We start from the raw sequence: 20,652 nt of genomic DNA on the forward strand, positions 1-20,652 counted from the left end.
GATTGGGCCCCTGCCTGCGCAGGGGCGACGGGGTTACTTCTTGCCTGTTTTCTGGCTTTCCGCCTTCGGATGGTCTTCCTTCTTGCCACCCGTCCCCTTGTCGACCTTGAACAGCACCCGGTTCGCCGGATCGACCGCCACCTCGACCGCCTGCGCCCCCACCGACAGGTGCCCCACGTTGCCCTGCCACTCGATCGCCGGCTTCACGCCCTTGGCGATCCGCCCGCTGTCGACCAGCAGTACCTTGCCGCGGAATTTTTGCGCCAGCGTCAGCACCTGCCGCCGCGTCTCGGCGAAGCCGTCGTTTTCCGGCAGCGCGCTGCGCAGCAGGGCGCGCAGGCCGGTCGGCTGGGAGAAGGCTTTCAGATCGCCTTCCGAAAACAGCACCAGCGCTTCCAGCTTGTCGCGCCTGGCGATGGTGAACAGGCGGTTCAGCCAGAAGCGGTTGGCCACCAGGCGGTCCTCGTATTCGCTGTTGCGGCCGGCCGCCGTCAGGTAGTGGTTGTTATCCGCCGGCATGTTGACGGTGGCGTATAGCACCTTGCCCACCGACCAGTGGGCGTTTTCCGCATAGCTGCGAAAACGCGGGCTCGTCGACAGGCGCGTCAGCGACAGCTTGTGCGCGCCCAGCGCCGACGGCTCGCCGTAGTACAGCTCGCGGATGCGGTTCAGGCGTTCGATCGCGTTCGTGCGGCCGGCGCTGTTGCGGCATTCGGTCCAGTCGCTGCCGGCCGGCAGCACCACGACGGGGCGGCGCGCCGCGTCGACCAGTTCGCGCCGCTGCTGGTACAGCTTGTCGCTGCAGGGTTCGGCCGCCCCCTTGATGCCGGTGAGGACGAGGAAGGCCACGTCCTTGCCGTCGTTGTCGCCGAGCGCCTCTTTCAGGCGCTTGTCGCCGCCGTCCGCCGCGCCGTGGCCGATGATGGCAAAGCGGTGCGCCGATCCATGGTCGTCCTGCTTGCCGTCGCCGGCGGCGAACGCGCCGGCGGCGAGCAGGGCCGCGCCCAGGAGGGCGGACAGTCGGACGAACGGGCGGCGCTTGCGCATCAGCCGGCGGCCAGGCGCTTGAGTTCGTACAGGCGCTCGAGCGCCTCGCGCGGTGTCAAGGCATCCGGATCGATGTCGTCCAGCAGCGCGAGCGCGGGGGAGGGGGCGATGCCGGCTGGCGCCACGGCCGGGGCGGCGCCGTCCGCGTCCACCGCATCGTCCGCCGCATCGTCTGCTTGTGCCGGCGCGAACAAGTCGAGCTGCGGCGTCGCGTCGAGCGCCTGCGATTCCAGCCGCGCCAGGTGCTTGCGCGCGGCGCGGATCACGGCCGGCGGCACACCGGCCAGCTGGGCCACCTGCAGGCCGTAGCTCTGCGAGGCCGGGCCGTCCTGCACGGCGTGCAGGAACACGATGCTGTCCTTGTGCTCGACGGCCGACAGGTGCACGTTGACGGCGCTCGGATGCGCTTCCGGCAGCTGGGTCAGTTCGAAATAGTGGGTGGCGAACAAGGTGAAGCTGCGGCTCGCGTCGATCAGGTGGCGCGCGATCGCCCATGCCAGCGCCAGGCCGTCGAAGGTGGACGTGCCGCGGCCCACTTCGTCCATCAGCACCAGCGAGTGCTCGGTGGCGCCGTTCAGGATGGTGGCCGATTCCGTCATCTCGACCATGAAGGTCGAGCGGCCGTTGGCCAGGTCGTCGGAGGCGCCGATGCGGGTGAAGATGCGGTCGATCGGGCCGATCGTCGCGCTGGCCGCCGGCACGTAGCTGCCGATGTAGGCCAGTAGCGTGATCAGGGCGACCTGGCGCATGAAGGTCGATTTGCCGCCCATGTTCGGACCGGTGATCAGCAGCAGGCGCCGGTCGTTCGACAGTACGCAGTCGTTGGCGATGAAGCGCTCGATCTGCTGTTCGACCACCGGATGGCGGCCCTCGACGATGGTCAAGCAAGGATCCTGCACCAGCTGCGGCGCGCACCAGTTGTTGCGCACGGCGTGGCCCGTGAGCGCGGCCAGCGCATCGATCTGGGCGATGCCCGCGGCGATGCGCTGCAGGCAGCCGATGTGCGGCGCCAGGTCGCCCAGCAGCAGTTCGTACAGCAGCTTTTCGCGCGCCAGCGCGCGGTCCTGCGCGGACAGGGCCTTGTCCTCGAAGGCCTTCAGTTCCGGCGTGATGTAGCGCTCGCAGTTCTTCAGCGTCTGGCGGCGGCGGTAGTCTTCCGGCACCTTGTCGGCCTGGCCGTTCGTCACCTCGATATAGAAGCCGTGCACCCGGTTGTACTCGACGCGCAGGTTGGCGATGCCGGTGCGGGCGCGCTCGCGCGTCTCCAGGTCGACGAGGAACTGGCCCGCGTTCTCGGACAGCGCGCGCAGTTCGTCCAGCTCCGCATCGAAGCCGCGCGCGAACACGCCGCCGTCGCGCACCATGGCCGCCGGTTCCTCGGCGACGGCGCGCACCAGCAGGTCCAGGCAGTCTTCGGGGACGGCCAGGGCGTCGTGGATGTCGCGCAGCAGGCAGGAGTCGCCCGGGATGAAGCAGCGCGCCACCTGCTCGCGCAGGGCCGGCAGCTGCTTCAGGCCGTCGCGCAGGCTGGCCAGGTCGCGCGGACGCGCCGTCTGCAGCGCGATGCGCGTGGTGATGCGCTCGACGTCCGGCACGTGGGTCAGCGTCGCGGCCAAATCGTGCGCCGCTTCGTTCAATGCCAGCGCGCCGATCGCCTCGTGGCGCGAACGGGCCACGGACTGGTCGCGCTTCGCGTGGTGGATCCAGTGGCGCAGCAGGCGCGAGCCCATCGCCGTGCGGCAGCCGTCCAGCAGCGAGAACAGCGTGGGCGACTCGTGGCCGCGGATGGTCTCCGTCAGCTCCAGGTTGCGGCGCGTGGCGGCGTCCAGGCCGATGAATTCGCTCTCCGATTCCACCGACAGGCTCTTCACGTGCTGCAGACCGCGTCCCTGCGTCGACTGGGCATAGCGCAGCAGCGCGCCGGCCGCGCCGAACGCGGCGCCCATGCCGTCCGCGCCGAAGCCGGACAAGGTCGCGACGCCCAGCTGGTCCAGCAGCGATTTGTGGCCGTGGACGACGTCGAAATGCCACTCGGGCACGCGCGCCGTATGGCCGACGGGGCTGGCTTCGAACATGTCCGCATCGGCATCCGCGCGCAGCACCTCGGCCGGCGCGATGCGTTCGAGTTCCTGCACGAGGCGGGTGGCGGCCACGCGCGCATCGCCCGCGAATTCCATCAGGCGCAGCGCACCGCTGGCCAGCGACAGCCAGGCCAGGCCCGTCGTGACGACCTTGCGGTTGGCGACGGTGCACACGGCCAGCAGCGGACGCTCGGCCTTTTCCGGCAGCAGGTCCGAATCCGTCAGCGTGCCCGGCGTGACGACGCGCACGACCTTGCGCTCCACGGGACCTTTCGACAGGGCCGGATCGCCGATCTGCTCGCAGATCGCGCACGACTCGCCCAGCTTGACGAGCTTGGCGAGGTAGGGATCCAGCGAGTGGAACGGCACGCCCGCCATCTTGATCGGATTGCCGCCCGAGGCGCCGCGTGCCGTCAGCGTGATGCCCAGGATGCGCGAGGCCTTTTCCGCGTCTTCGTAGAACAGCTCGTAGAAGTCGCCCATGCGGTAGAAGACGAGCATGGTGGGGTAGTCGGCCTTGATGCGCAGGTATTGCTGCATCATGGGCGTGTGCTTTTCGGTCGCGAGGCGTTTCGCCGCGTCGGCACTGATTTCGCGTGGGACGTTCATGTGGTCGATTCGAGTAGGCAAGGAAGAAAGGTCTTGCCAGGGACGCCATTTTACCGCGATCGATGGCCGCCGGGGCAGCCCGGCCGTATCGATCGCCGGCACATGCACGCGGTGCGGCGCGGTGCGGCTACTCCCGCCGTCGTTGCGGCGAAGCCACCAGGCGCACCGCCGTCATCACATCGATATTGTGGCGGGCCAGCGCATGGGCGGCCGCCCTGGGGCCCGGCACGCGCAGAACAGCGTCGATCGTCGCCGCCGTCTCGCGGTCGACCCTCCGCTCACCCAGGGCCCGCTGGGGCACGCCGTGATCCGGTATATACAAGAACGTCATGCGTTTCCTCCATGGTCTGAGAGGAAATCTTCCCGCATTTGTTCGTTTGATTAATTAAACCATCTCAAGCCGATCATGACAGCCGTGCATGGTTCAGGATGAGCCAGGCCACCGTGATCACCACCATCCCCGTCAGGGTCACGCACGACCAGGTGAAGAACCACGCCGACAGCAGGCCCGCCTGCAGCACTTTCTCGAACAGTACGCCCAGCGCGAAGTCGAAGGCGGTCAGGAAGGACCAGCGGCGCAGGTAGACGGGCAGGTAGCGGCTCATCTTGCGGTTGTGCTGGCGGGCGGCGTGGCGCTCGATGCGGTCGCGGGCGGCGCTGACGTCGCGGAACAGCCAGTCGAAGAAGAGGAACCGGTACAGCAGGCGCCGGAACGGCATCTCCGGTGCCGGATCGTCGGAAGGGGGCTGCGTGTGCTGGTCGAGGGTCATGGTCGCACCGTTGTCTGATGGCATGCTGGCGGCGTGCCGTCGCTCTGCACGGCGGCGCGATTCTCCATACTATGTCAGAAGTCGGGGCAGCCACGTTCGCTGGCTAACGTAGTGTCGGCCGCCCGCCATTGTCCAGCTAATCTACCGTTCGGCAGGAAAATTTCCACTAATCCTTTGATTCGGTTTGATTTTTGTTCCAGCTACGACAAAGGGCGCCGCAGCGCCCTTGTCGGTGGAACAGGCCGAGCCCTTATGCCTCGGCCACGCGCTTGGCGATATGCGCCAGCGCCTCGTCGACCTGGTCGATCAGGATCAGCGACAAATCGCCTGGCTGCAGCCGCTCCAGCGCCTTGTCGATGGCGACGAACTCGCCCTTGATCTCGTCGATGTGGCTGGTGCGGGTGGCGCCGGCCAGGCCTTCGCGCAGCAGCGCGACGACTTCGCCCTCGGTGCGGCCGCGCTGGCACTGGTCTTCGTACAGCAGCACGTCGTCGAAGGCCTTGCCGAGGATGCGGGTCTGGTCGCGGATGTCCTCGTCGCGGCGGTCGCCGGCGCCGGAGATGACCACCGAGCGGCGCTTGGCCGGCATCGATTCGACGGCGTTCACGAGGGCCTGGATCGCGTCCGGGTTGTGGCCGTAGTCGGCGATGATGGTGGCGCCCTTGTAGTCGAACACGTTGAAGCGGCCCGGCGCGTTGTCGCTCTCGCCGACGAAGGTCTTCAGGCCCAGGCGGATCGCGTCCCACGCGATGCCCGTGGCCCAGGCGGCGGCCACGGCGGCCAGCGTGTTCTCGACCTGGAAGCCGACCACGCCGCCGCGGGTGATGGGCACTTCCGTCAGCGCCACGCGCTCCTCGAACCCGCCCTGCACGGCGACCAGGTCGCCGTTGTCGACGTAGACGATGCGGCGGCCGGCGGCGCGGTGCTTCTGCATCAGCGGCAGCGAGCAGTCCTGGGCGAAGTAGGTCACGTCGCCGCGGGTGTTCTCGGCCATGGCGGCCACGATCGGGTCGGCCGCGTTCAGCACGGCCATGCCGCCCGGCGCCACGTTCTGCACGATCACGCGCTTCAGGACCGCCAGGTCTTCCAGCGTCGTGATGTAGTTCAGGCCCAGGTGGTCGCCGGCGCCGATATTGGTCACCACGGCGACCTGGCAGCGGTCGAAGGCGAGGCCTTCGCGCAGCATGCCGCCGCGCGCCGTCTCGAACACGGCGGCGTCGACGTCCGGGTGCATCAGCACGTTGCGGGCGCTGCGCGGACCGCTGCAGTCGCCGCTGTCGATGCGGCGGCCCTGGATGTAGACGCCGTCCGTATTGGTCATGCCGGTGCGCAGGCCGGAGCTGGCCAGCAGGTGCGCGATCAGGCGCACGGTGGTGGTCTTGCCGTTGGTGCCCGTGACGGCGACGACCGGGATGCGGCCGTCGTCGCCCGGGGCGTACAGCGTGTCCATGATCGCCTCGCCCACCGCGCGGCCCTTGCCGAACGACGGGGAGATGTGCATGCGCAGGCCCGGCGCGGCGTTCACCTCGACGATGCCGCCATGCTGTTCCTCGATCGGTTTCAGCACGCTGTCGCACACCAGGTCGACGCCGCAGATGTCCAGGCCCACCATGTGGGCGGCGGCGATGCAGCGCGCCGCCACGTCCGGGTGGACGTCGTCGGTGACGTCGGTGGCCGAGCCGCCCGTCGACAGGTTGGCGTTGTTGCGCAGCGTGACGCGCTGGCCCTTCGGCGGCACGGAATCCGCGTTCAGGCCCTGTTTCGCCAGCGAGGCGAGGGCGATGTCGTCGAAGCGGATCTTGGTCAATGCCGTGCCGTGGCCGCTGCCGCGGCGCGGGTCCTTGTTGACCTCCTCGACCAGCTGGCGCACCGTGTGCTTGCCGTCGCCGACCACGTGCGGCGGATCGCGGCGCGCGGCGGCGATCAGCTTGTTGCCGATGACGAGCAGGCGGTAGTCGTGGCCCGGCAGGTATTTTTCGACCATGATGTCTTCGCGGAACTCGGAGGCGGCGGCGAAGCCCGCGTCCAGCTGTTCGCGCGTGGTGACGTTGACGGTCACGCCCTTGCCCTGGTTGCCGTCCTTCGGCTTGATCACGACGGGCAGGCCGACTTCCAGCGCGGCGGCCCAGGCGTCGTCCGGGTCGGAGACCGAGCGGCCCAGCGGCACCGGCACGCCGGCCGCGTGCAGCAGCTTCTTGGTCAGTTCCTTGTCCTGCGCGATCGATTCGGCGATGGCGCCGGTGGCGTCGATCTCGGCGGCCTGGATGCGGCGCTGGCGGCTGCCCCAGCCGAATTGCACCATGCTGCCTTCGGTCAGGCGGCGGAACGGGATGCCGCGCACCACGGCGGCCTGCACGATGGAGCCGGTGGACGGGCCCAGGCGCACGTCCTCGTCGAGGTCGCGCAGCTGCGTGAGCGCCGCTTCGAGGTCGAACGGCTGGTCGTCGCGCGCGGCGATGCACAGCTGCTCGGCCAGTTTCAGGGCCAGGCGGCCCACGTCTTCCTCGGAGTATTCGACGACGACCTGGTAGATGCCCGGTTCCACGGTGGCGGTGGAACGGCTGAAGGTGACGGGGCAACCGGCCTGCGCCTGCAGGGCCAGGGCCGCCACTTCCAGCACCTGGGCCAGCGGAATCGTGTCGTCGTGACCGGTCGGCTGCAGCGGCCAGATCTCCGGGAACAGGGCGCGCAGGCGCGTCTCGAAGCCCGCCAGGGCGCTGATCGACTCTTCCTCGGGCGTGCAGGAAACGACCGCCTCCACCGACGTGTGGTGGCTCCAGAGATTGGGGCCGCGCAGGGCCCGTACGCGTGATACTTCCATAAACCTATGATCCTTTGTTCGTATCTGTCTGTGCTTGGCTCAGTGCTTGGCTTTTTTCGCCGCCGGGTCGAAGGTGCGCAGGCCCGAGCAGATCAGGTCGGCGGGCACGTCCAGCGCCCAGCCGGCGCAAGCGGCGGCCAGCACGGCGCCCGGCTGGGCGGCCACGGCGGGCTTGAGCTTGTCCAGTCCCAGCAGGCGGGTTTCGCGTTCTCCGTCGGCCAGCACGATGTGGCCGTCGCGCACGAAGGCGACGCGGCCGCCTTCGGCGCGGTGCGCGGCCAGCACGGAGTTGGCTTCGTCCAGCGCGTAGAACAGCACGGCGCCGTCCGAGAGTTCGGCCAGTTCGGCCGTGCGCTCGTCGCCGGCATGGAGGACAGCGGCGCCGTCGGACAGCACGACGTCGACCTGGCTGCGCACCACGTTGTACAGCGCATCCTCGTCGCGGATGTACAGGTCCTGCACGTCCGCCACGTCGCCCATGTCGGTGACGATGCCGACCAGGCAGCGGTCGTAGGGCAGGCCCTCGGTCAGGATCGAGCGCGCGTTCGATTCGAACACGCCCGCCTGCACGGTGCGGTTGATCAGCACGCGCTGGCCGGCCTCGAAACGGGTGCCGTCGAGCGCGTCGACCTGGCGGCCGTCCAGGAACAGGCCTTCGCGGTTGGCCACGCCCACGTGCTTGCCCGCGTGGTGCAGCACGGTGCCGACCAAACGCGCGGCCAGCGCGGCGTCCGTGGTGCCGGTCACGCCCACCAGCGGGATGCGGCCCGTTTCGCCTTCCGCGAACAGGTGCTCGACGATGTGCTTGCCGACGTTGCGCGGCTCGCCCGACGCGGGCTTGATGTGGGCCAGCAGGCCCGGGCTGGCGTTGACTTCGATGATGGCGCCGCGCTGCTCGTCGAGCGGGCGCGAGATGTCCTCGGCCACGAGGTCGATCCCGGCGATGTCCAGGCCCACAACGCGCGCGGCCAGGGCGGCCATGTAGGCCACGTCAGGGTGCACGAGGTCCGTGACGTCGTCGGCGACGTTGCCGTTCACCTGGATCAGCACCTTCTGGCCGGCCGCCGGCACGGACGTCGGGGTCAGGCCCTGGCGCTTGAGCTGCAGCTGGTTTTCCTCGCTCTGGGCCGGCAGCACGGGGCTGAGCGGGAATTCCTCGGCTTCGCCGCGGCGCGGGTCCGTGTTGATCTGGCTGTCGCACAGCGCGATGACGGTCGAGACGCCGTCGCCCGTCACCCACACGGATTCGCCGCGCGCGGCCGCCACGACCTTCTGGCCGACGACCAGCAGGCGGTGCTCGTTGCCGGTGACGAAGCGCTCGACCAGGACGGAATAGGAATCGCCCTCGTCGGACGCGATCTTGTAGGCCGCGTGGACGTCGGCCTCGGTCATCAGGTTCAGCGACACGCCGCGGCCGTGGTTGGCGTCGACGGGCTTGATCACGACGGGCAGGCCGATGTCCTGGGCTTCTTCCCACGCCGCTTCGGCGCTGCGCACCACGCTGCCTTCCGGCACGGGCACGCCGCAGGAGGCCAGCAGGGTCTTGGTCAGGTCCTTGTCGCTCGCGATGCTCTCGGCGATGGCGCTGGTGCGGTCGGTCTCGGCGGTCCAGATGCGGCGCTGGGCGGCGCCGTGGCCCAGCTGGACCAGGTTGCCGTCGGTCAGGCGCAGCGAGGGGATGCGGCGGTCGGTGGCGGCATCGACGATGTTCGCGGTGGACGGGCCCAGGCAGTAGCGGTCGACCAGTTCGGTCAGTTCGAACACGGCGGCCTTCAGGTCGAACGGGGTGTCGTTGATGGCGGCCATCAAGAGCGCGTGGCCGGCCTTCAGGGCGGCGCGGCCGACGATCTCGTCGCGCGTGCGGAACGCCATCTTGTAGATGCCGTGGTCTGCCGTGGAGCGGGTCTTGCCGAAGCCCGTCTTCATGCCGGCCAGGTTCTGCAGCTCCAGCACGACGTGCTCGAGGACGTGGCCGGACCAGGTGCCGTCGCGCAGGCGCTCGAGGAAGCCGCCCCGTTCGCCGACGCCGCAGCGGTGTTCGATGAGGCCGGGCAGCCAGGCCGTGAGGCGTTCGTACAGGCCAGGCAGGGCGTTGGAAGGACATTCCTCGAGTTCGCCGAGATCGAGCCAGGTCTCGATGACAGGACGGTAGGTCCAGATGTTCGGTCCACCCAGGTGGGTAACGCGAAGAATGTCGATGTCTTTCTTATTCGTCATGAATATATCTGGCCGCGCGGCGACCACTCTCCCGCCACAACGGCATTTGCCTATGTTCGCGCATCGTGGCACAAATCGCCGAATTGCAGCGTATCTGTGTATATTTCCACAATGCACATGTTGTATACTTGCCGAAACGAAGCTTATCGTGCCGAACCGTTTATTACCAGCCTCGCCTGTCCGATAGAATACCGTAATTACGACGGCCCTCCGGCACACGCGGCTGTCAACCATAACGCCTACCGCTGCGTTCCAACGTACAAGATCTGCCTCCCGCAGCCCGATTCCCAATAATATTCAGATGGAAACCTTGCCCTCCGGGGCGGCATCACATGACAACTCAACAACTCGTTCCCTCTGCGCCGCTGGCGGTAGCTGCCAGTTTCCTGCCTGAGCACTGGCAGGCGGACGTCGAGAAAAAGCTTGCGCCAGGGGAAAACGTTCTAACCACCGTCGAGGTTGACCTCGATGCGAAATTACGTTTCACCAAGGGCTTGATCGTCGTGACGGACCGCCGCCTGCTGGCCCGCGCCCCCGGCGACACGGCCTGGCGCGACTGGGCCTACCGGGAGGGCCTGGCGCTGCGTCATTACGACCATGCCGGCGTCGGCCACCTCGAACTCGTCGACGAAGGAGGCCTGCTGGCCGCCTGGCGCTTCACGCTGGGCCAGAACCTGCAGGCCATCCGCGTCGTCGACCAGTTCCGCGACCAGCTGGAAAGCCACCGCACCGGCATCGCCGTGCAGCCGCCCGAACAGCATACCTGCCCCAGCTGCAAGGCCCCGCTCGATCCGGACCAGGAAGATTGCGCCATCTGCACCAAGGTGCTGCACACCCCGCCGTCGACCTGGACGCTGTTCCGACTGTGGCGCTTCGCCAAGCCCTACCAGGGCCAGCTGCTGCTCGGCTTCCTGCTGCTGCTGGCCAGCACGGGCGCGCACCTGATCCCGCCCTACCTGACGATGCCGCTGATGGATAACGTCCTGATCCCGTATCAGAACGGCAAGGAAATCGATACCTCGCTCGTCTACATGTACATGGGCGGCCTGTTCGGCTCGGCCATCCTGGCCTGGGCGCTGGGCTGGGGGCGTACATACATCCTGGCCCTGGTGTCGGAGCGGATGGGTGCCGACATGCGTTCGGAAACCTACGAGCACCTGCTGCGCCTGTCGCTGGAATTCTTCGGGGGCAAGCGCACGGGCGACCTGATGAGCCGCATCGGCAGCGGCTCGGACCGCATCTGCGTGTTCCTGTCGCTGCACCTGCTGGACTTTTTGTCGGACGTCCTCATGATCATCATGACGGGTGTGATCCTCTTCAGTATCAACGCCAAGCTGGCGCTGGTGACGCTCGTGCCGCTGCCGATCATCGCCTGGCTGATCCACATCGTGCGCGACAAGCTGCGCACCGGCTTCGAGAAGATCGACCGCGTCTGGGGCGAAGTGACCAACGTGCTGGCCGACACCATCCCCGGAATCCGCGTGGTGAAGGCCTTTGCCCAGGAAAAGCGCGAAGCCGCGCGGTTCCGCGAAGCGAACAAGCACAACCTCGCCGTCAACGACAAGCTGAACAAGGTCTGGTCGCTGTTCTCTCCGACCGTCTCGCTGCTGACGGAACTGGGCCTGCTCGTGATCTGGTGCTTCGGCATCTGGCAGATCAGCAAGGGCGAGATCACCGTCGGCACGCTCGCGTCCTTCATCGCCTACAGCGGCCGCTTCTACGTGCGCCTCGATTCGATGAGCCGCATCGTGTCCGTGACGCAGAAATCGGCGTCGGCCGCCAAGCGCATCTTCGACATCCTCGACCACGTGTCGAGCGTCCCGGACCCCGTCAACCCCGTCAAGGTGGACAAGGTCGCCGGCAACATCACGCTGCGCGAAGTCGGTTTCCGCTACGGCAACCGCGCCGTCAACCGCGGCATCTCGCTGGACATCAAGGCCGGCGAAATGGTCGGCCTGGTCGGCCATTCCGGCTCGGGCAAGAGCACGCTGGTCAACCTGATCTGCCGCTTCTACGACGTGGCCGAGGGCGCGATCCTGCTGGACGGCACGGACATCCGCAGCTTCGCCGTGGCCGACTACCGCCGCCACATCGGCCTCGTGCTGCAGGAGCCGTTCCTGTTCTTCGGCACGATCGCCGAGAACATCGCCTACGGCAAGCCGGATGCGACGCGCGAGGACATCATCGCGGCGGCGCGCGCGGCGCATGCCCACGAATTCATCCTGCGCCTGCCGCAGGGCTACGATTCGATGGTGGGCGAGCGCGGCCAGGGCCTGTCCGGCGGCGAGCGCCAGCGCATCTCGATCGCCAGGGCGCTGCTGATCGACCCGCCGATCCTGATCCTCGACGAGGCCACGTCCTCGGTCGACTCGGAAACCGAGAAGGAGATCCAGAAGGCGCTGGACAACCTGGTGCAGGGCCGCACGACGATCGCCATCGCCCACCGCCTGTCGACGCTGCAGCGTGCCGACCGCCTGGTCGTGCTCGACCGCGGCCTGGTGGTGGAAGAGGGCAGCCACGACGAACTGATGGCGCAAGAGGGCGCCTACTACCGTCTGTACGAGGCGCAGGCGCGCAACGTGGACCAGGACCCGGACGGCAAGGAAGACGAATGATGACGACGACGATTCAAGCCCCGTTCCAGCTGCGCCGCGACGCGTTCGGCAAGCTGGTGCTCACCAACGCCGCCGGCGAGGAATTCGTCGGCGTGATGCCGGTGCGCTCCTTCCCCGTCCAGGCCCCCACGCGTGGCATCTCGCTGGTGCGCGACGGCGGCAAGGAAGTCGCCTGGATCGACGACCTGGAAAGCCTGCCGGCCGACCTGCGCGCCCTCGTCTTCGAAGAACTCGAGGGCCGCGAATTCATGCCCGAGATCCTGTCGATCAAGAGCGTGTCGAGCTTCGCCACGCCCTGCACATGGCATGTGAAGACGGACCGCGGCGACACCGAATTCGTCCTGAAGGGCGAGGAAGACATCCGCCGGCTGGGCGCGTTTTCCCTGCTGATCGCGGACAGCCATGGCATCCACTTCCTGATCCGCGACATGTTCGGGGTGGACAAGAACAGCCGCAGGATTCTCGACCGGTTCCTGTAGCCGCACGGCCGGACGTACCGTCCGTCCACCATGCATCTCTCAAGCGCGCAGGCGCCGGCGCACGTGGACCAGGGCGCCCGCCGCCAGCGCGAACAGCGCCAGGCTGCCCGGTTCCGGCACCGTTATCGCGCCGTCGACGGCGCGGCTTTCCAGTAGCGAATAATCGTTGAACGCGAGCCTGAGCGTATGGCTGGAATCGACGGTCGCGCCGCAGCAGGCGTTCGCGTCCAGGAATGCGCCGACATAGAATTCCTGGCCGGGCTGCAGCAGGTAGCTGATGGTCGCCGTGATGGCGCCGGTGTCGTGCAGCATGTCGCCGTCATGGGCGAAGATCGCCGGCGCATGCTCGCAGCCGGGAGCGGAAGCGCTCGGAAGGATGGGGCACAGCTCCGGCAGGCTCGTGTCGTTCAGGCTGCCATAGCCGAAGCGATAGCCGGCCGTGTCGAACAGCGAGAGCTGGAAGCTGGAGTGGATGCCCAGCCGGTCGCGGTCCGGCTGCGAAAAGACCGAATCCAGCGTTGCCGTGATCGTCAACAGGAAGGGGGCGGCGCCCACGTAGCGATAGCCCTGGGCTGCCCAGACGTTGGCGTCGGCCCGTCCGCTGCCGCCATAGGGACCGGCACTGGCGTAGTTGCCATCCGAACGGGTGTAGGCATGCAGCGCGGGCAGCCAGCTGGCCCTGTCGATCTCGCCGCTGGCCGCGGCGTAGCCTGCGGGACCGCTGGCGGCCGAGGAGACGCCGGCCGCGCTGAACGACTTGGCGCCGACCGCCATGTTCCCGGACGTCCAGGCGCAACGTGTACGGTCGGCCGTCCAGGTACAGTCGGTCAGGCTGGTGTCCGCATTCACCGCGAGGCTGGTCAGCGTGGGCGTGGCCGCCGCCGGCAGCGCGAACGCGGCAAGTGCGGCGAGGAGGAGGGGGAAGCGCAAACGGATACTCATGGCTGGTCCTTTCCTGTGGGTTGAAGGCATTGCGGTACAAGCCAGTTCCATGCCAGCGGCGCCGTCCGGAGTGAGGCAGGGCGCGGCGCCATGCGCACTGTAAAGACGGTCGACATGTCCAAATGCGCTGCGCATGCCAGGCGGCGCCGCACCGCATTTTCGCGTACAGTCGAAGCGTCCCGCATCGCATGGAGCACGCGCCATCAGCCCGCCGCCATCCACCCGCTTCGTCGTCGTCACCATCGGCTCGGCCGGCGACCTGTTTCCCTTCCTCGCGCTGGCGCTGGCGCTGCGCGATCGCGGCCACCGCGTTTCCTTCCTCGCGCCCGAGCAGCACGCGCCCTACGTGGCGCCCACGAGCCTGCCCTTTACCGGCCTGCCCGCCGACGAAGCGGTGCTGCACGACCCCGACCTGTGGCACCCGACGCGCGGCTTCGGCGTCGTCTGGCGCGCGACGCGGCCGGCGATGGCGCGCATCGTTCCCTTCGTGCAGGCGCTGCCGCCCGGCGAACCCTGCGTGCTGCTCGCGCACCCGCTGGCGCTGCCCGAGGCGGAGCTGTGCCGCGCGCTCAGGCCCGGCCTGAAGATCGCCGCCGCCTACCTGGCGCCGCAGAACCTGCCCACCGTGCACGATCCGCTGCTGGTCGGCCCATGGCGCGTGCCGGCCTGGGTGCCGCTGGGCGCGCGCCGCGCGCTGTGGCGCTGGGCGATGCGCACCTTCATCGATCCGGTTGCGCTGGCCGACGTGAACGCGGCGCGCATGGCGCACGGCCTGGCGCCGGCAACGACGCTGTCCGATGCCGTGTTCCCCGTGCCCGACCTGTCGCTGACGCTGTTCCCCGCCTGGTTCGCGCCCACGCAGCCGGACTGGCCGCAGCCGCTCGCGCGCGGCGATTTTCCGCTCTACGACCCGAACCCGGATGCGGCACTGGCGCCGGAATTGCAGGCCTTCCTGCAGGCCGGTCCGGCGCCGCTCGCCTTCACCCACGGCACAGGCAATACGCAGTCCGCCGCCTACTTCCGCGCCGCGCGCGCGGCCGTCGAGCGGCTCGGCCGGCGCGCGATCTTCCTGACGCCCCACCGTGCCCAGCTGCCGGGCGACCTGCCGCCATCCATCCTGTGGCAGGAGTACGTGCCGCTGCGGCGCCTGCTGCCGCACCTGGCGCTGCTGGCGCACCACGGCGGCATCGGCACGACGGCCGAGGCGCTGCGCGCGGGCACGCCCCAGCTCGTGGTGCCGCTGGCGCACGACCAGTTCGACAACGCGATGCGGGTGGCGGCGCTCGGCGCCGGCGACAGCCTGCCGGCCGCGCGCCTCGGTGGACACATCAGCGGCGAACGCCTGGCCGTCGCGCTGGCGCGCCTGCTCGATCCGAACGCTGCCGAACGGGCCCATGCGGTGCGGGCGCGCTTCGGCGGCGGCGATGCCGTGGCGGACATGGCGGCGCAGCTGGAAACGCTGGTCCGGACATAGCGGCAGGCAATGGCGCGCCGCCGCATCGGACCTGCCGCGACAATGGAGGCAACACCATCCACGACAACCGAAAGAGGATCCCTATGCAACGAAGCGCACTGGTCGTCGGCGCCAGCGGCATCGGCGGCCGTTATACCGCCCGCGAACTGCTGGCCCATGGCTGGACCGTGTACGGCCTGGCGCGCCGCCCGCCCACCGACCTGCCGGGCCTGATTCCCGTCCCGGCCGACCTGCTGGACCCGGCCGTGCTGGCGCAAGCCTTCGATACCGCGTTCGGCGGCGGCACGGACGGTCCCACCCACGTGTTCATCACCACCTGGATGCGCCAGGACAGCGAGGCCGAGAACATCCGCGTCAATGCGGGCATGGTGCGCAACCTGCTCGGCGCGCTGGCCCCGCGCAAGTCGCTGCGCCACGTGGCGCTGGTGACGGGCCTGAAGCATTACCTGGGCCCCTTCGAAGCCTACGCCAGTTCCGGCACCTTGCCCGATACCCCGCTGCGCGAATCCCAGCCCCGCCTGCCGCTCGACAATTTTTACTACGCGCAGGAAGACGAGGTGTATGCCGCCGCCCAGCGCGACCGCTTCACCTGGAGCATCCACCGGCCGCATACGGTCATCGGCCTGGCCGTCGGCAACGCAATGAACCTGGGCACCACGCTGGCCGTGTACGCCGCCATCTGCAAGGAAACGGGGCGCCCGTTCCAGTTCCCCGGCTCGGAAGCGCAGTGGAACGGCCTGTCGGACGTGACCGATGCGCGCATGCTGGCGAAGCAGTTGCGCTGGGCCGCCGATACCGATGCGGCCAGGGACGAAGCCTTCAACATCACCAACGGCGATTATTTCCGCTGGAGCTGGCTGTGGCGCCGCCTGGCCGCATGGTTCGGCGTGCAGGCGGCCGGCTATTCCGGCGACATCCAGCCGCTGGAAAAAATCATGGCGAACGACCACGACACGTGGCGCGAACTCGCCCGCAAGCACGGCCTGCGCGAGCCGGAGCTGGACCGCCTGGTCTCGCCCTGGCACACGGACCTCGACCTGGGCCGTCCCATCGAAGTGATGACGGACATGGCCAACAGCCGCCGCCTCGGATTTTCGGCCTGGCAATCGACCGAGGATTCCTTCTTCGACCTGTTTTCCGCCTTGCGCGCGGAGCGCCTGATTCCCTGACCCTGATCCCGCGATTGCGGCCATCCGCCGCCGTGTGCAATAGCAAAAAAGCGCGGCAGGCGGACCGATCAATTGAGCGACTTTTTCGCAGGCCCGGTGCTAGCGTGGTCTTCCATTCATCACGTGTGGAGGGAACGGCCATGAAACACACCATGAAGGCGCTGGCAGCCGCCGTCGCCTTGGCATGCACGGCGGGGCAGTGTCTCGCGCAGACGACAGTCACGATGACGGCGCACGGCACATTCTCGTCCGGATTCGATGGCCTCGGCCTGTTCATCAATAACGAGGGCGCGCTTGCCGGGCATGACTTCACGCTGTCGCTCACGCTGGACGCGACGCGCATGACGCGCACCTGGATCGGCGGCGAGAACAGCCTGTCGGACGCGGCCGGCATGCCGGCCATCGCCTCCGGCACGATGACGGCGGGATGGGGCAGCTACTCCTGGATCGTCGACGGCGCCGATGCCTATGCCACGCTGTCGAGCAACCACAACCGCGCCGACATGGGCGCCAACGGCACCAACGTGCTCGACGGCTACGGGATCTGGGCCAGCATCGACGTCACGCCCGACGCCGGCTCGCCGCGCTTCGTGTTCGGCACCGATTTCGCCCAGGTGATTGATTTCAGCAACTTCACGGGCAACAGCAGCATCTATATGTCGATCGTGGTGCCGTCGATTCCCTGCGGCGGACCGTGCCCTGGCGGCAGCGGTTCGTCGGCGCCCGCCACCCAGATGTTCGCGGACTCGCTCGACCAGGTCGTGTGGAGCCATGCCAGCGCCAGCCCGGTGCCGGAGCCGGCCGGCTGGGCCATGCTGGCGGCCGGCGCGGGCCTGGTCGGCCTGGCGCGGCGCAGGATGAACGCCGGCGCGCGCGGCGCCGCCCGCGTGCAAGCGGCCTGACGGGAGACGACCATGGAACGCATCCTGCACCAATGGATCTCCACCGCCGTCGCCCTCTTCATCGCCGCCGCCGGCCTGCTGGCGGCGCCGGCCTGGGGCCAGGGCATCGTCACCTTCGCTTCCACCGGCACCATCGGCGCCGGCGTCGACGAACTGGGGCTGTTCGGCACGGCCGGCGGTACGCTCGACGGCCAGGCGTTCTCGCTGTCGATCTCGGTCGACACGCGCCTGCTCGTGCACAAGACGTCGAATTGGCCGGACACCGACAACTGGCGGGAACTGGGCAGCGATCCCGCGCGTGCCGCCCTGGCGACGGGAGCGGTGACGGTGGCAGGGCACAGCTATGCCTGGACCATCGACGACGCCCAGGCGCGGCTGGTGCTGGCCCTGCGCGGCGAGCACAGCCCGACCATGCCGGACCTCGCGACGGTCGGCGCCAGCGGAACGGGCGCGGACGGCGCCAGCCTGTCGGCGATGAACGAGATCCACTCGGTTTCGCGCCAGCGCACCGCGTTCATCGACGACCTCGACTTCAGTCACGACCGCGTGTTCGATACCGGACAGACGCTGGTGCTGTCGAGCGCCATCTTCCACGCGATGCTGCAGCCGGGCCAGGGCGGCAACGACGGCGATACGACGCTGCTGACCTATTTCCAGAGCGCAGGTACGCTGGAGACGGCATCGTGGACCTCGGTCAGTCCGGTACCCGAGCCTCGGGCCTGGGCCATGCTGGCGGCGGGCATCGGCTTGCTGGCGCTGGCGCGCCGGCACCGGCGCGGCCGCGCATAGCGCGCCATTGTGGACGGGCGCACGGAGCGCCCGTCCACAATGTGGTCCAATACGGCCTCATGCTATGAAACCGGAGGACGCGCATGCGCAGGGAACAACAGGATCCGCACCAGGATCCGCACCAGAAATCGCATCGGGAGTCGACATCGGGCGCCGGCTTGCCGGGCCACGTGCGCGTGCGCGGTGCGCGCGAACACAACCTCAAGAACGTCGACCTCGACATCCCGCGCGACGCGCTCGTCGTGTTCACGGGCGTCTCCGGCTCCGGCAAGTCCTCGCTCGCCTTCGGCACGCTGTACGCGGAGGCCCAGCGGCGCTACCTGGAATCCGTGTCGCCGTACGCGCGCCGCCTGTTCCACCAGATGCCGGTGCCGGAAGTCGACGACATCGACGGCCTGCCGCCCGCCGTCGCCCTGCAGCAGCAGCGCGGCACGCCGACGGCACGGTCGTCGGTGGGCAGCGTCAGCACGCTGTCCAACTCCCTGCGCATGCTGTACTCGCGCGCCGGCGACTATCCGCCGGGCCAGGAACTGCTGTACGCCGAATCGTTCTCGCCCAACACGGCCGAAGGCGCCTGTCCGCAGTGCTCGGGCCTGGGCCGCGTCTACGAGGCGACCGAGGCGTCGATGGTGCCGGACGACAGCCTCACGATCCGCGAACGCGCCGTCGCGGCCTGGCCGCCGGCCTGGCACGGCCAGAACCTGCGCGACATCCTCGTCACGCTCGGCTACGACGTCGACACGCCCTGGCGCGACCTGCCGAAGAAGGACCGCGACTGGATCCTGTACACGGACGACACGCCCACCGTGCCCGTGTACGCGGGTTTGACGCCGGCGGAGACGAAGCGCGCGCTGAAGCGCAAGGAAACGCCCAGCTACCAGGGCACCTTCACGGGCGCAAGGCGCTACGTGCTGCAGACCTTCGCCAACACCGAGAGCGCGGCCATGAAGAAGCGCGTGGCGCGCTACATGGTCAGCACTGAATGCCCGCTGTGCCATGGCAAGCGCCTGCGCCGCGAAGCCTTGTCCGTGACCTTCGCCGGCATGGACATCATGGAACTGTCGCGCATGCCGCTCGCGCGGCTGGCGGAACTGATGAAGCCCTATGTCGCTGGCAAGGTGGGCAAGGACAAGGGGGCGCATCCCGAGCAGGCCATCGTCACCCAGCGCATCGCCGCCGACCTGTGCGCGCGCCTTGAGGTGCTGCTGGCGCTGGGCCTCGGCTATCTGGCGCTGGAGCGCAGCACGCCAACGCTCTCGCCCGGGGAGCTGCAGCGCCTGCGCCTGGCCACGCAGGTGCGCTCGAACCTGTTCGGCGTCGTGTACGTGCTGGACGAGCCCTCGGCCGGCCTGCACCCGGCCGATACCGAGGCGCTGCTCGACGCGCTGGCCAGCCTGAAGGCGGGCGGCAACTCCTTGTTCGTCGTCGAGCACGCGCTCGACGTGATCCGCCAGGCCGACTGGATCGTCGACGTTGGCCCGCAGGCGGGCGAGGGCGGCGGCCGGATCCTGTACAGCGGCCCGCCCGAGGGACTGCGCACGGTCGAAGGCTCGCATACCCGGCGCTACCTGTTCCCCGACCTGCCCGACGCGGCGCCGGGCCAGGCGCGCCAGTTGGACATGCGGCGCGAAGCCGTCGGCCAGCTGCGCCTGGAAGGCGTCACCCGCAACAACCTCGACCAGCTCGACGTCGCGTTCCCGCTGGGCGTCATGACGGCCGTGACCGGGGTGTCCGGCTCCGGCAAGTCGACCCTCGTGAGCCAGGTGCTGGTGGACTTGGTGACGGAGGCGCTGGGCCAGGCCGCGCCCGAGGAGGAGGCGGAAGGAGAAGAGGGGCCCGGCCTGGAGGCGGAGGAGCAGGTGCGCACGCTGGGCCGCATCGCCGGCATGGAGGGCATCAAGCGCCTGGTGCGCGTCGACCAGAAGCCGATCGGCCGCACGCCCCGTTCCAACCTGGCGACCTACACGGGCCTGTTCGACCAGGTGCGCAAGCTGTTCGCCGCCACGCCGCAGGCGCGCAGGAAGAAATACGATGCGGGCCGCTTCTCGTTCAACGTGGCCAAGGGCCGTTGCCCGCACTGCGCGGGCGAGGGCTTCGTGATGGTCGAGCTGCTGTTCCTGCCCAGCGTGTACGCGCCATGCCCGACCTGCGAAGGCGCGCGCTACAACCCGGACACGCTGGCCATCGCCTGGAACGGCCGCAACATCGCCGAGGTGCTCGCGATGACTGTGGACGAGGCGCACGCCTTCTTCGCCGACGAGGAAAGCGTGGCGCGTCCGCTGCAGGTATTGCGCGAAGTGGGCCTGGGCTACCTGCGCCTGGGACAGAGCGCCACCGAGCTGTCCGGCGGCGAAGCGCAGCGCATCAAGCTCGCGACGGAGCTGCAGCGCGCCACCCGCGGCGGCGCCCTCTATATATTGGACGAGCCGACCACCGGCCTGCATCCGCTCGATGCGGACCGCCTGCTGGCGCAGCTGCAGCGCCTAGTCGACGCGGGCAATACCGTCATCATGGTCGAGCACACGATGCGCGTCGTTGCCGCCTGCGACTGGGTGATCGACATCGGTCCCGGCGCCGGCGAGGCGGGCGGCAAGGTGGTGGCCGAGGGACCGCCGGCGCAGGTGGCGCGCACGCGCAACAGCCGCACGGCGCCTTATCTGAAGGCCGCCCTGGAACGCTGAGGGATGGCGAATGGGTGTAAATACTCATCGAAAAAATCTGTTCAAAAGAACGCGCC

Annotated in this window: 14 protein-coding genes; 7 read left to right on the forward strand and 7 right to left on the reverse strand. The window is 68.7% G+C overall.

All coding sequences use genetic code 11. The features are described from left to right. Window positions 1–33: 33 nt before the first annotated feature. From QPK32_RS06885 to cphA (QPK32_RS06910), 6 genes are all read right to left on the reverse strand, one after another. Window positions 34–1,047, reverse strand: coding sequence for a hypothetical protein (locus QPK32_RS06885; protein WP_290412041.1), 1,014 nt, complete (start codon window positions 1,045–1,047; stop codon window positions 34–36). Continuing rightward, entirely contained in the window at window positions 1,047–3,737 is a 2,691-nt protein-coding gene (gene mutS / locus QPK32_RS06890; RefSeq protein WP_290412042.1) for a DNA mismatch repair protein MutS, read from the reverse strand. Before mutS ends, QPK32_RS06885 begins: the two co-directional genes overlap by 1 nt. Before the next feature lie 127 nt (window positions 3,738–3,864). Further along, the gene (locus QPK32_RS06895) at window positions 3,865–4,068 is read right to left on the reverse strand and encodes a hypothetical protein (protein WP_290412043.1); all 204 of its coding nucleotides are present in this window, start codon (window positions 4,066–4,068) and stop codon (window positions 3,865–3,867) included. A 73-nt stretch (window positions 4,069–4,141) separates the two neighbouring features. Beyond that, window positions 4,142–4,507, reverse strand: a complete 366-nt coding sequence (locus tag QPK32_RS06900) for a hypothetical protein (RefSeq protein ID WP_290412044.1) — start codon at window positions 4,505–4,507, stop codon at window positions 4,142–4,144. A 250-nt stretch (window positions 4,508–4,757) separates the two neighbouring features. Continuing rightward, window positions 4,758–7,328 carry a cyanophycin synthetase gene (gene cphA / locus QPK32_RS06905; RefSeq protein ID WP_290412045.1) on the reverse strand — a complete coding sequence of 857 codons (2,571 nt, stop codon included), beginning with the start codon at window positions 7,326–7,328 and terminating at the stop codon, window positions 4,758–4,760. 39 nt (window positions 7,329–7,367) lie between these two features. Continuing rightward, a complete protein-coding gene (gene cphA, locus QPK32_RS06910; RefSeq protein WP_290412046.1) occupies window positions 7,368–9,545 on the reverse strand; it encodes a cyanophycin synthetase in 2,178 nt (725 codons plus the stop codon). Between the two features lie 332 nt (window positions 9,546–9,877). Between cphA (QPK32_RS06910) and QPK32_RS06915 the strand changes: the two genes are divergently transcribed. After that, entirely contained in the window at window positions 9,878–12,160 is a 2,283-nt protein-coding gene (locus QPK32_RS06915) for an ABC transporter ATP-binding protein (RefSeq protein ID WP_290412047.1), read from the forward strand. Beyond that, a complete protein-coding gene (locus QPK32_RS06920; RefSeq protein ID WP_290412188.1) occupies window positions 12,160–12,639 on the forward strand; it encodes a DUF1854 domain-containing protein in 480 nt (159 codons plus the stop codon). The genes QPK32_RS06915 and QPK32_RS06920 overlap by 1 nt, the downstream gene beginning before the upstream one ends. Window positions 12,640–12,678: 39 nt before the next feature. Here QPK32_RS06920 and QPK32_RS06925 read toward each other — a convergent pair whose 3' ends face one another. Further along, the gene (locus QPK32_RS06925; protein ID WP_290412048.1) at window positions 12,679–13,581 is read right to left on the reverse strand and encodes a PEP-CTERM sorting domain-containing protein; all 903 of its coding nucleotides are present in this window, start codon (window positions 13,579–13,581) and stop codon (window positions 12,679–12,681) included. Between the two features lie 133 nt (window positions 13,582–13,714). Here QPK32_RS06925 and QPK32_RS06930 point away from each other — a divergent pair, with 133 nt between their 5' ends. From QPK32_RS06930 to QPK32_RS06950, 5 genes are all read left to right on the forward strand, one after another. Next, complete coding sequence (locus QPK32_RS06930; protein WP_290412049.1) at window positions 13,715–15,055, forward strand: glycosyltransferase; 1,341 nt, start codon at window positions 13,715–13,717, stop codon at window positions 15,053–15,055. Between the two features lie 83 nt (window positions 15,056–15,138). Continuing rightward, complete coding sequence (locus tag QPK32_RS06935; protein WP_290412050.1) at window positions 15,139–16,224, forward strand: SDR family oxidoreductase; 1,086 nt, start codon at window positions 15,139–15,141, stop codon at window positions 16,222–16,224. Window positions 16,225–16,364: 140 nt separating this feature from the next. Continuing rightward, window positions 16,365–17,126, forward strand: coding sequence for a PEP-CTERM sorting domain-containing protein (locus QPK32_RS06940; RefSeq protein WP_290412051.1), 762 nt, complete (start codon window positions 16,365–16,367; stop codon window positions 17,124–17,126). A 12-nt stretch (window positions 17,127–17,138) separates the two neighbouring features. After that, window positions 17,139–17,915, forward strand: a complete 777-nt coding sequence (locus QPK32_RS06945; RefSeq protein WP_290412052.1) for a PEP-CTERM sorting domain-containing protein — start codon at window positions 17,139–17,141, stop codon at window positions 17,913–17,915. Window positions 17,916–17,998: 83 nt separating this feature from the next. Beyond that, complete coding sequence (locus QPK32_RS06950; RefSeq protein ID WP_290412053.1) at window positions 17,999–20,596, forward strand: excinuclease ABC subunit UvrA; 2,598 nt, start codon at window positions 17,999–18,001, stop codon at window positions 20,594–20,596. The last annotated feature ends 56 nt before the right edge of the window (window positions 20,597–20,652 follow it).

This window comes from Massilia sp. YIM B02763 (assembly GCF_030412015.1).
Taxonomy (GTDB): Bacteria; Pseudomonadota; Gammaproteobacteria; order Burkholderiales; family Burkholderiaceae_D; genus Telluria.

Coding starts and splice junctions, on each gene's coding strand:
- QPK32_RS06940 (WP_290412051.1), top strand. CDS start 16,365: ATGAAACACACCATGAAGGCGCTGGCAGCCGCCGTCGCCTTGGCATGC.
- QPK32_RS06915 (WP_290412047.1), top strand. CDS start 9,878: ATGACAACTCAACAACTCGTTCCCTCTGCGCCGCTGGCGGTAGCTGCC.
- cphA (WP_290412046.1), bottom strand. CDS start 9,545: ATGACGAATAAGAAAGACATCGACATTCTTCGCGTTACCCACCTGGGT.
- cphA (WP_290412045.1), bottom strand. CDS start 7,328: ATGGAAGTATCACGCGTACGGGCCCTGCGCGGCCCCAATCTCTGGAGC.
- QPK32_RS06920 (WP_290412188.1), top strand. CDS start 12,160: ATGACGACGACGATTCAAGCCCCGTTCCAGCTGCGCCGCGACGCGTTC.
- mutS (WP_290412042.1), bottom strand. CDS start 3,737: ATGAACGTCCCACGCGAAATCAGTGCCGACGCGGCGAAACGCCTCGCG.
- QPK32_RS06895 (WP_290412043.1), bottom strand. CDS start 4,068: ATGACGTTCTTGTATATACCGGATCACGGCGTGCCCCAGCGGGCCCTG.
- QPK32_RS06885 (WP_290412041.1), bottom strand. CDS start 1,047: ATGCGCAAGCGCCGCCCGTTCGTCCGACTGTCCGCCCTCCTGGGCGCG.
- QPK32_RS06935 (WP_290412050.1), top strand. CDS start 15,139: ATGCAACGAAGCGCACTGGTCGTCGGCGCCAGCGGCATCGGCGGCCGT.
- QPK32_RS06950 (WP_290412053.1), top strand. CDS start 17,999: ATGCGCAGGGAACAACAGGATCCGCACCAGGATCCGCACCAGAAATCG.
- QPK32_RS06930 (WP_290412049.1), top strand. CDS start 13,715: ATGCCAGGCGGCGCCGCACCGCATTTTCGCGTACAGTCGAAGCGTCCC.
- QPK32_RS06925 (WP_290412048.1), bottom strand. CDS start 13,581: ATGAGTATCCGTTTGCGCTTCCCCCTCCTCCTCGCCGCACTTGCCGCG.
- QPK32_RS06945 (WP_290412052.1), top strand. CDS start 17,139: ATGGAACGCATCCTGCACCAATGGATCTCCACCGCCGTCGCCCTCTTC.
- QPK32_RS06900 (WP_290412044.1), bottom strand. CDS start 4,507: ATGACCCTCGACCAGCACACGCAGCCCCCTTCCGACGATCCGGCACCG.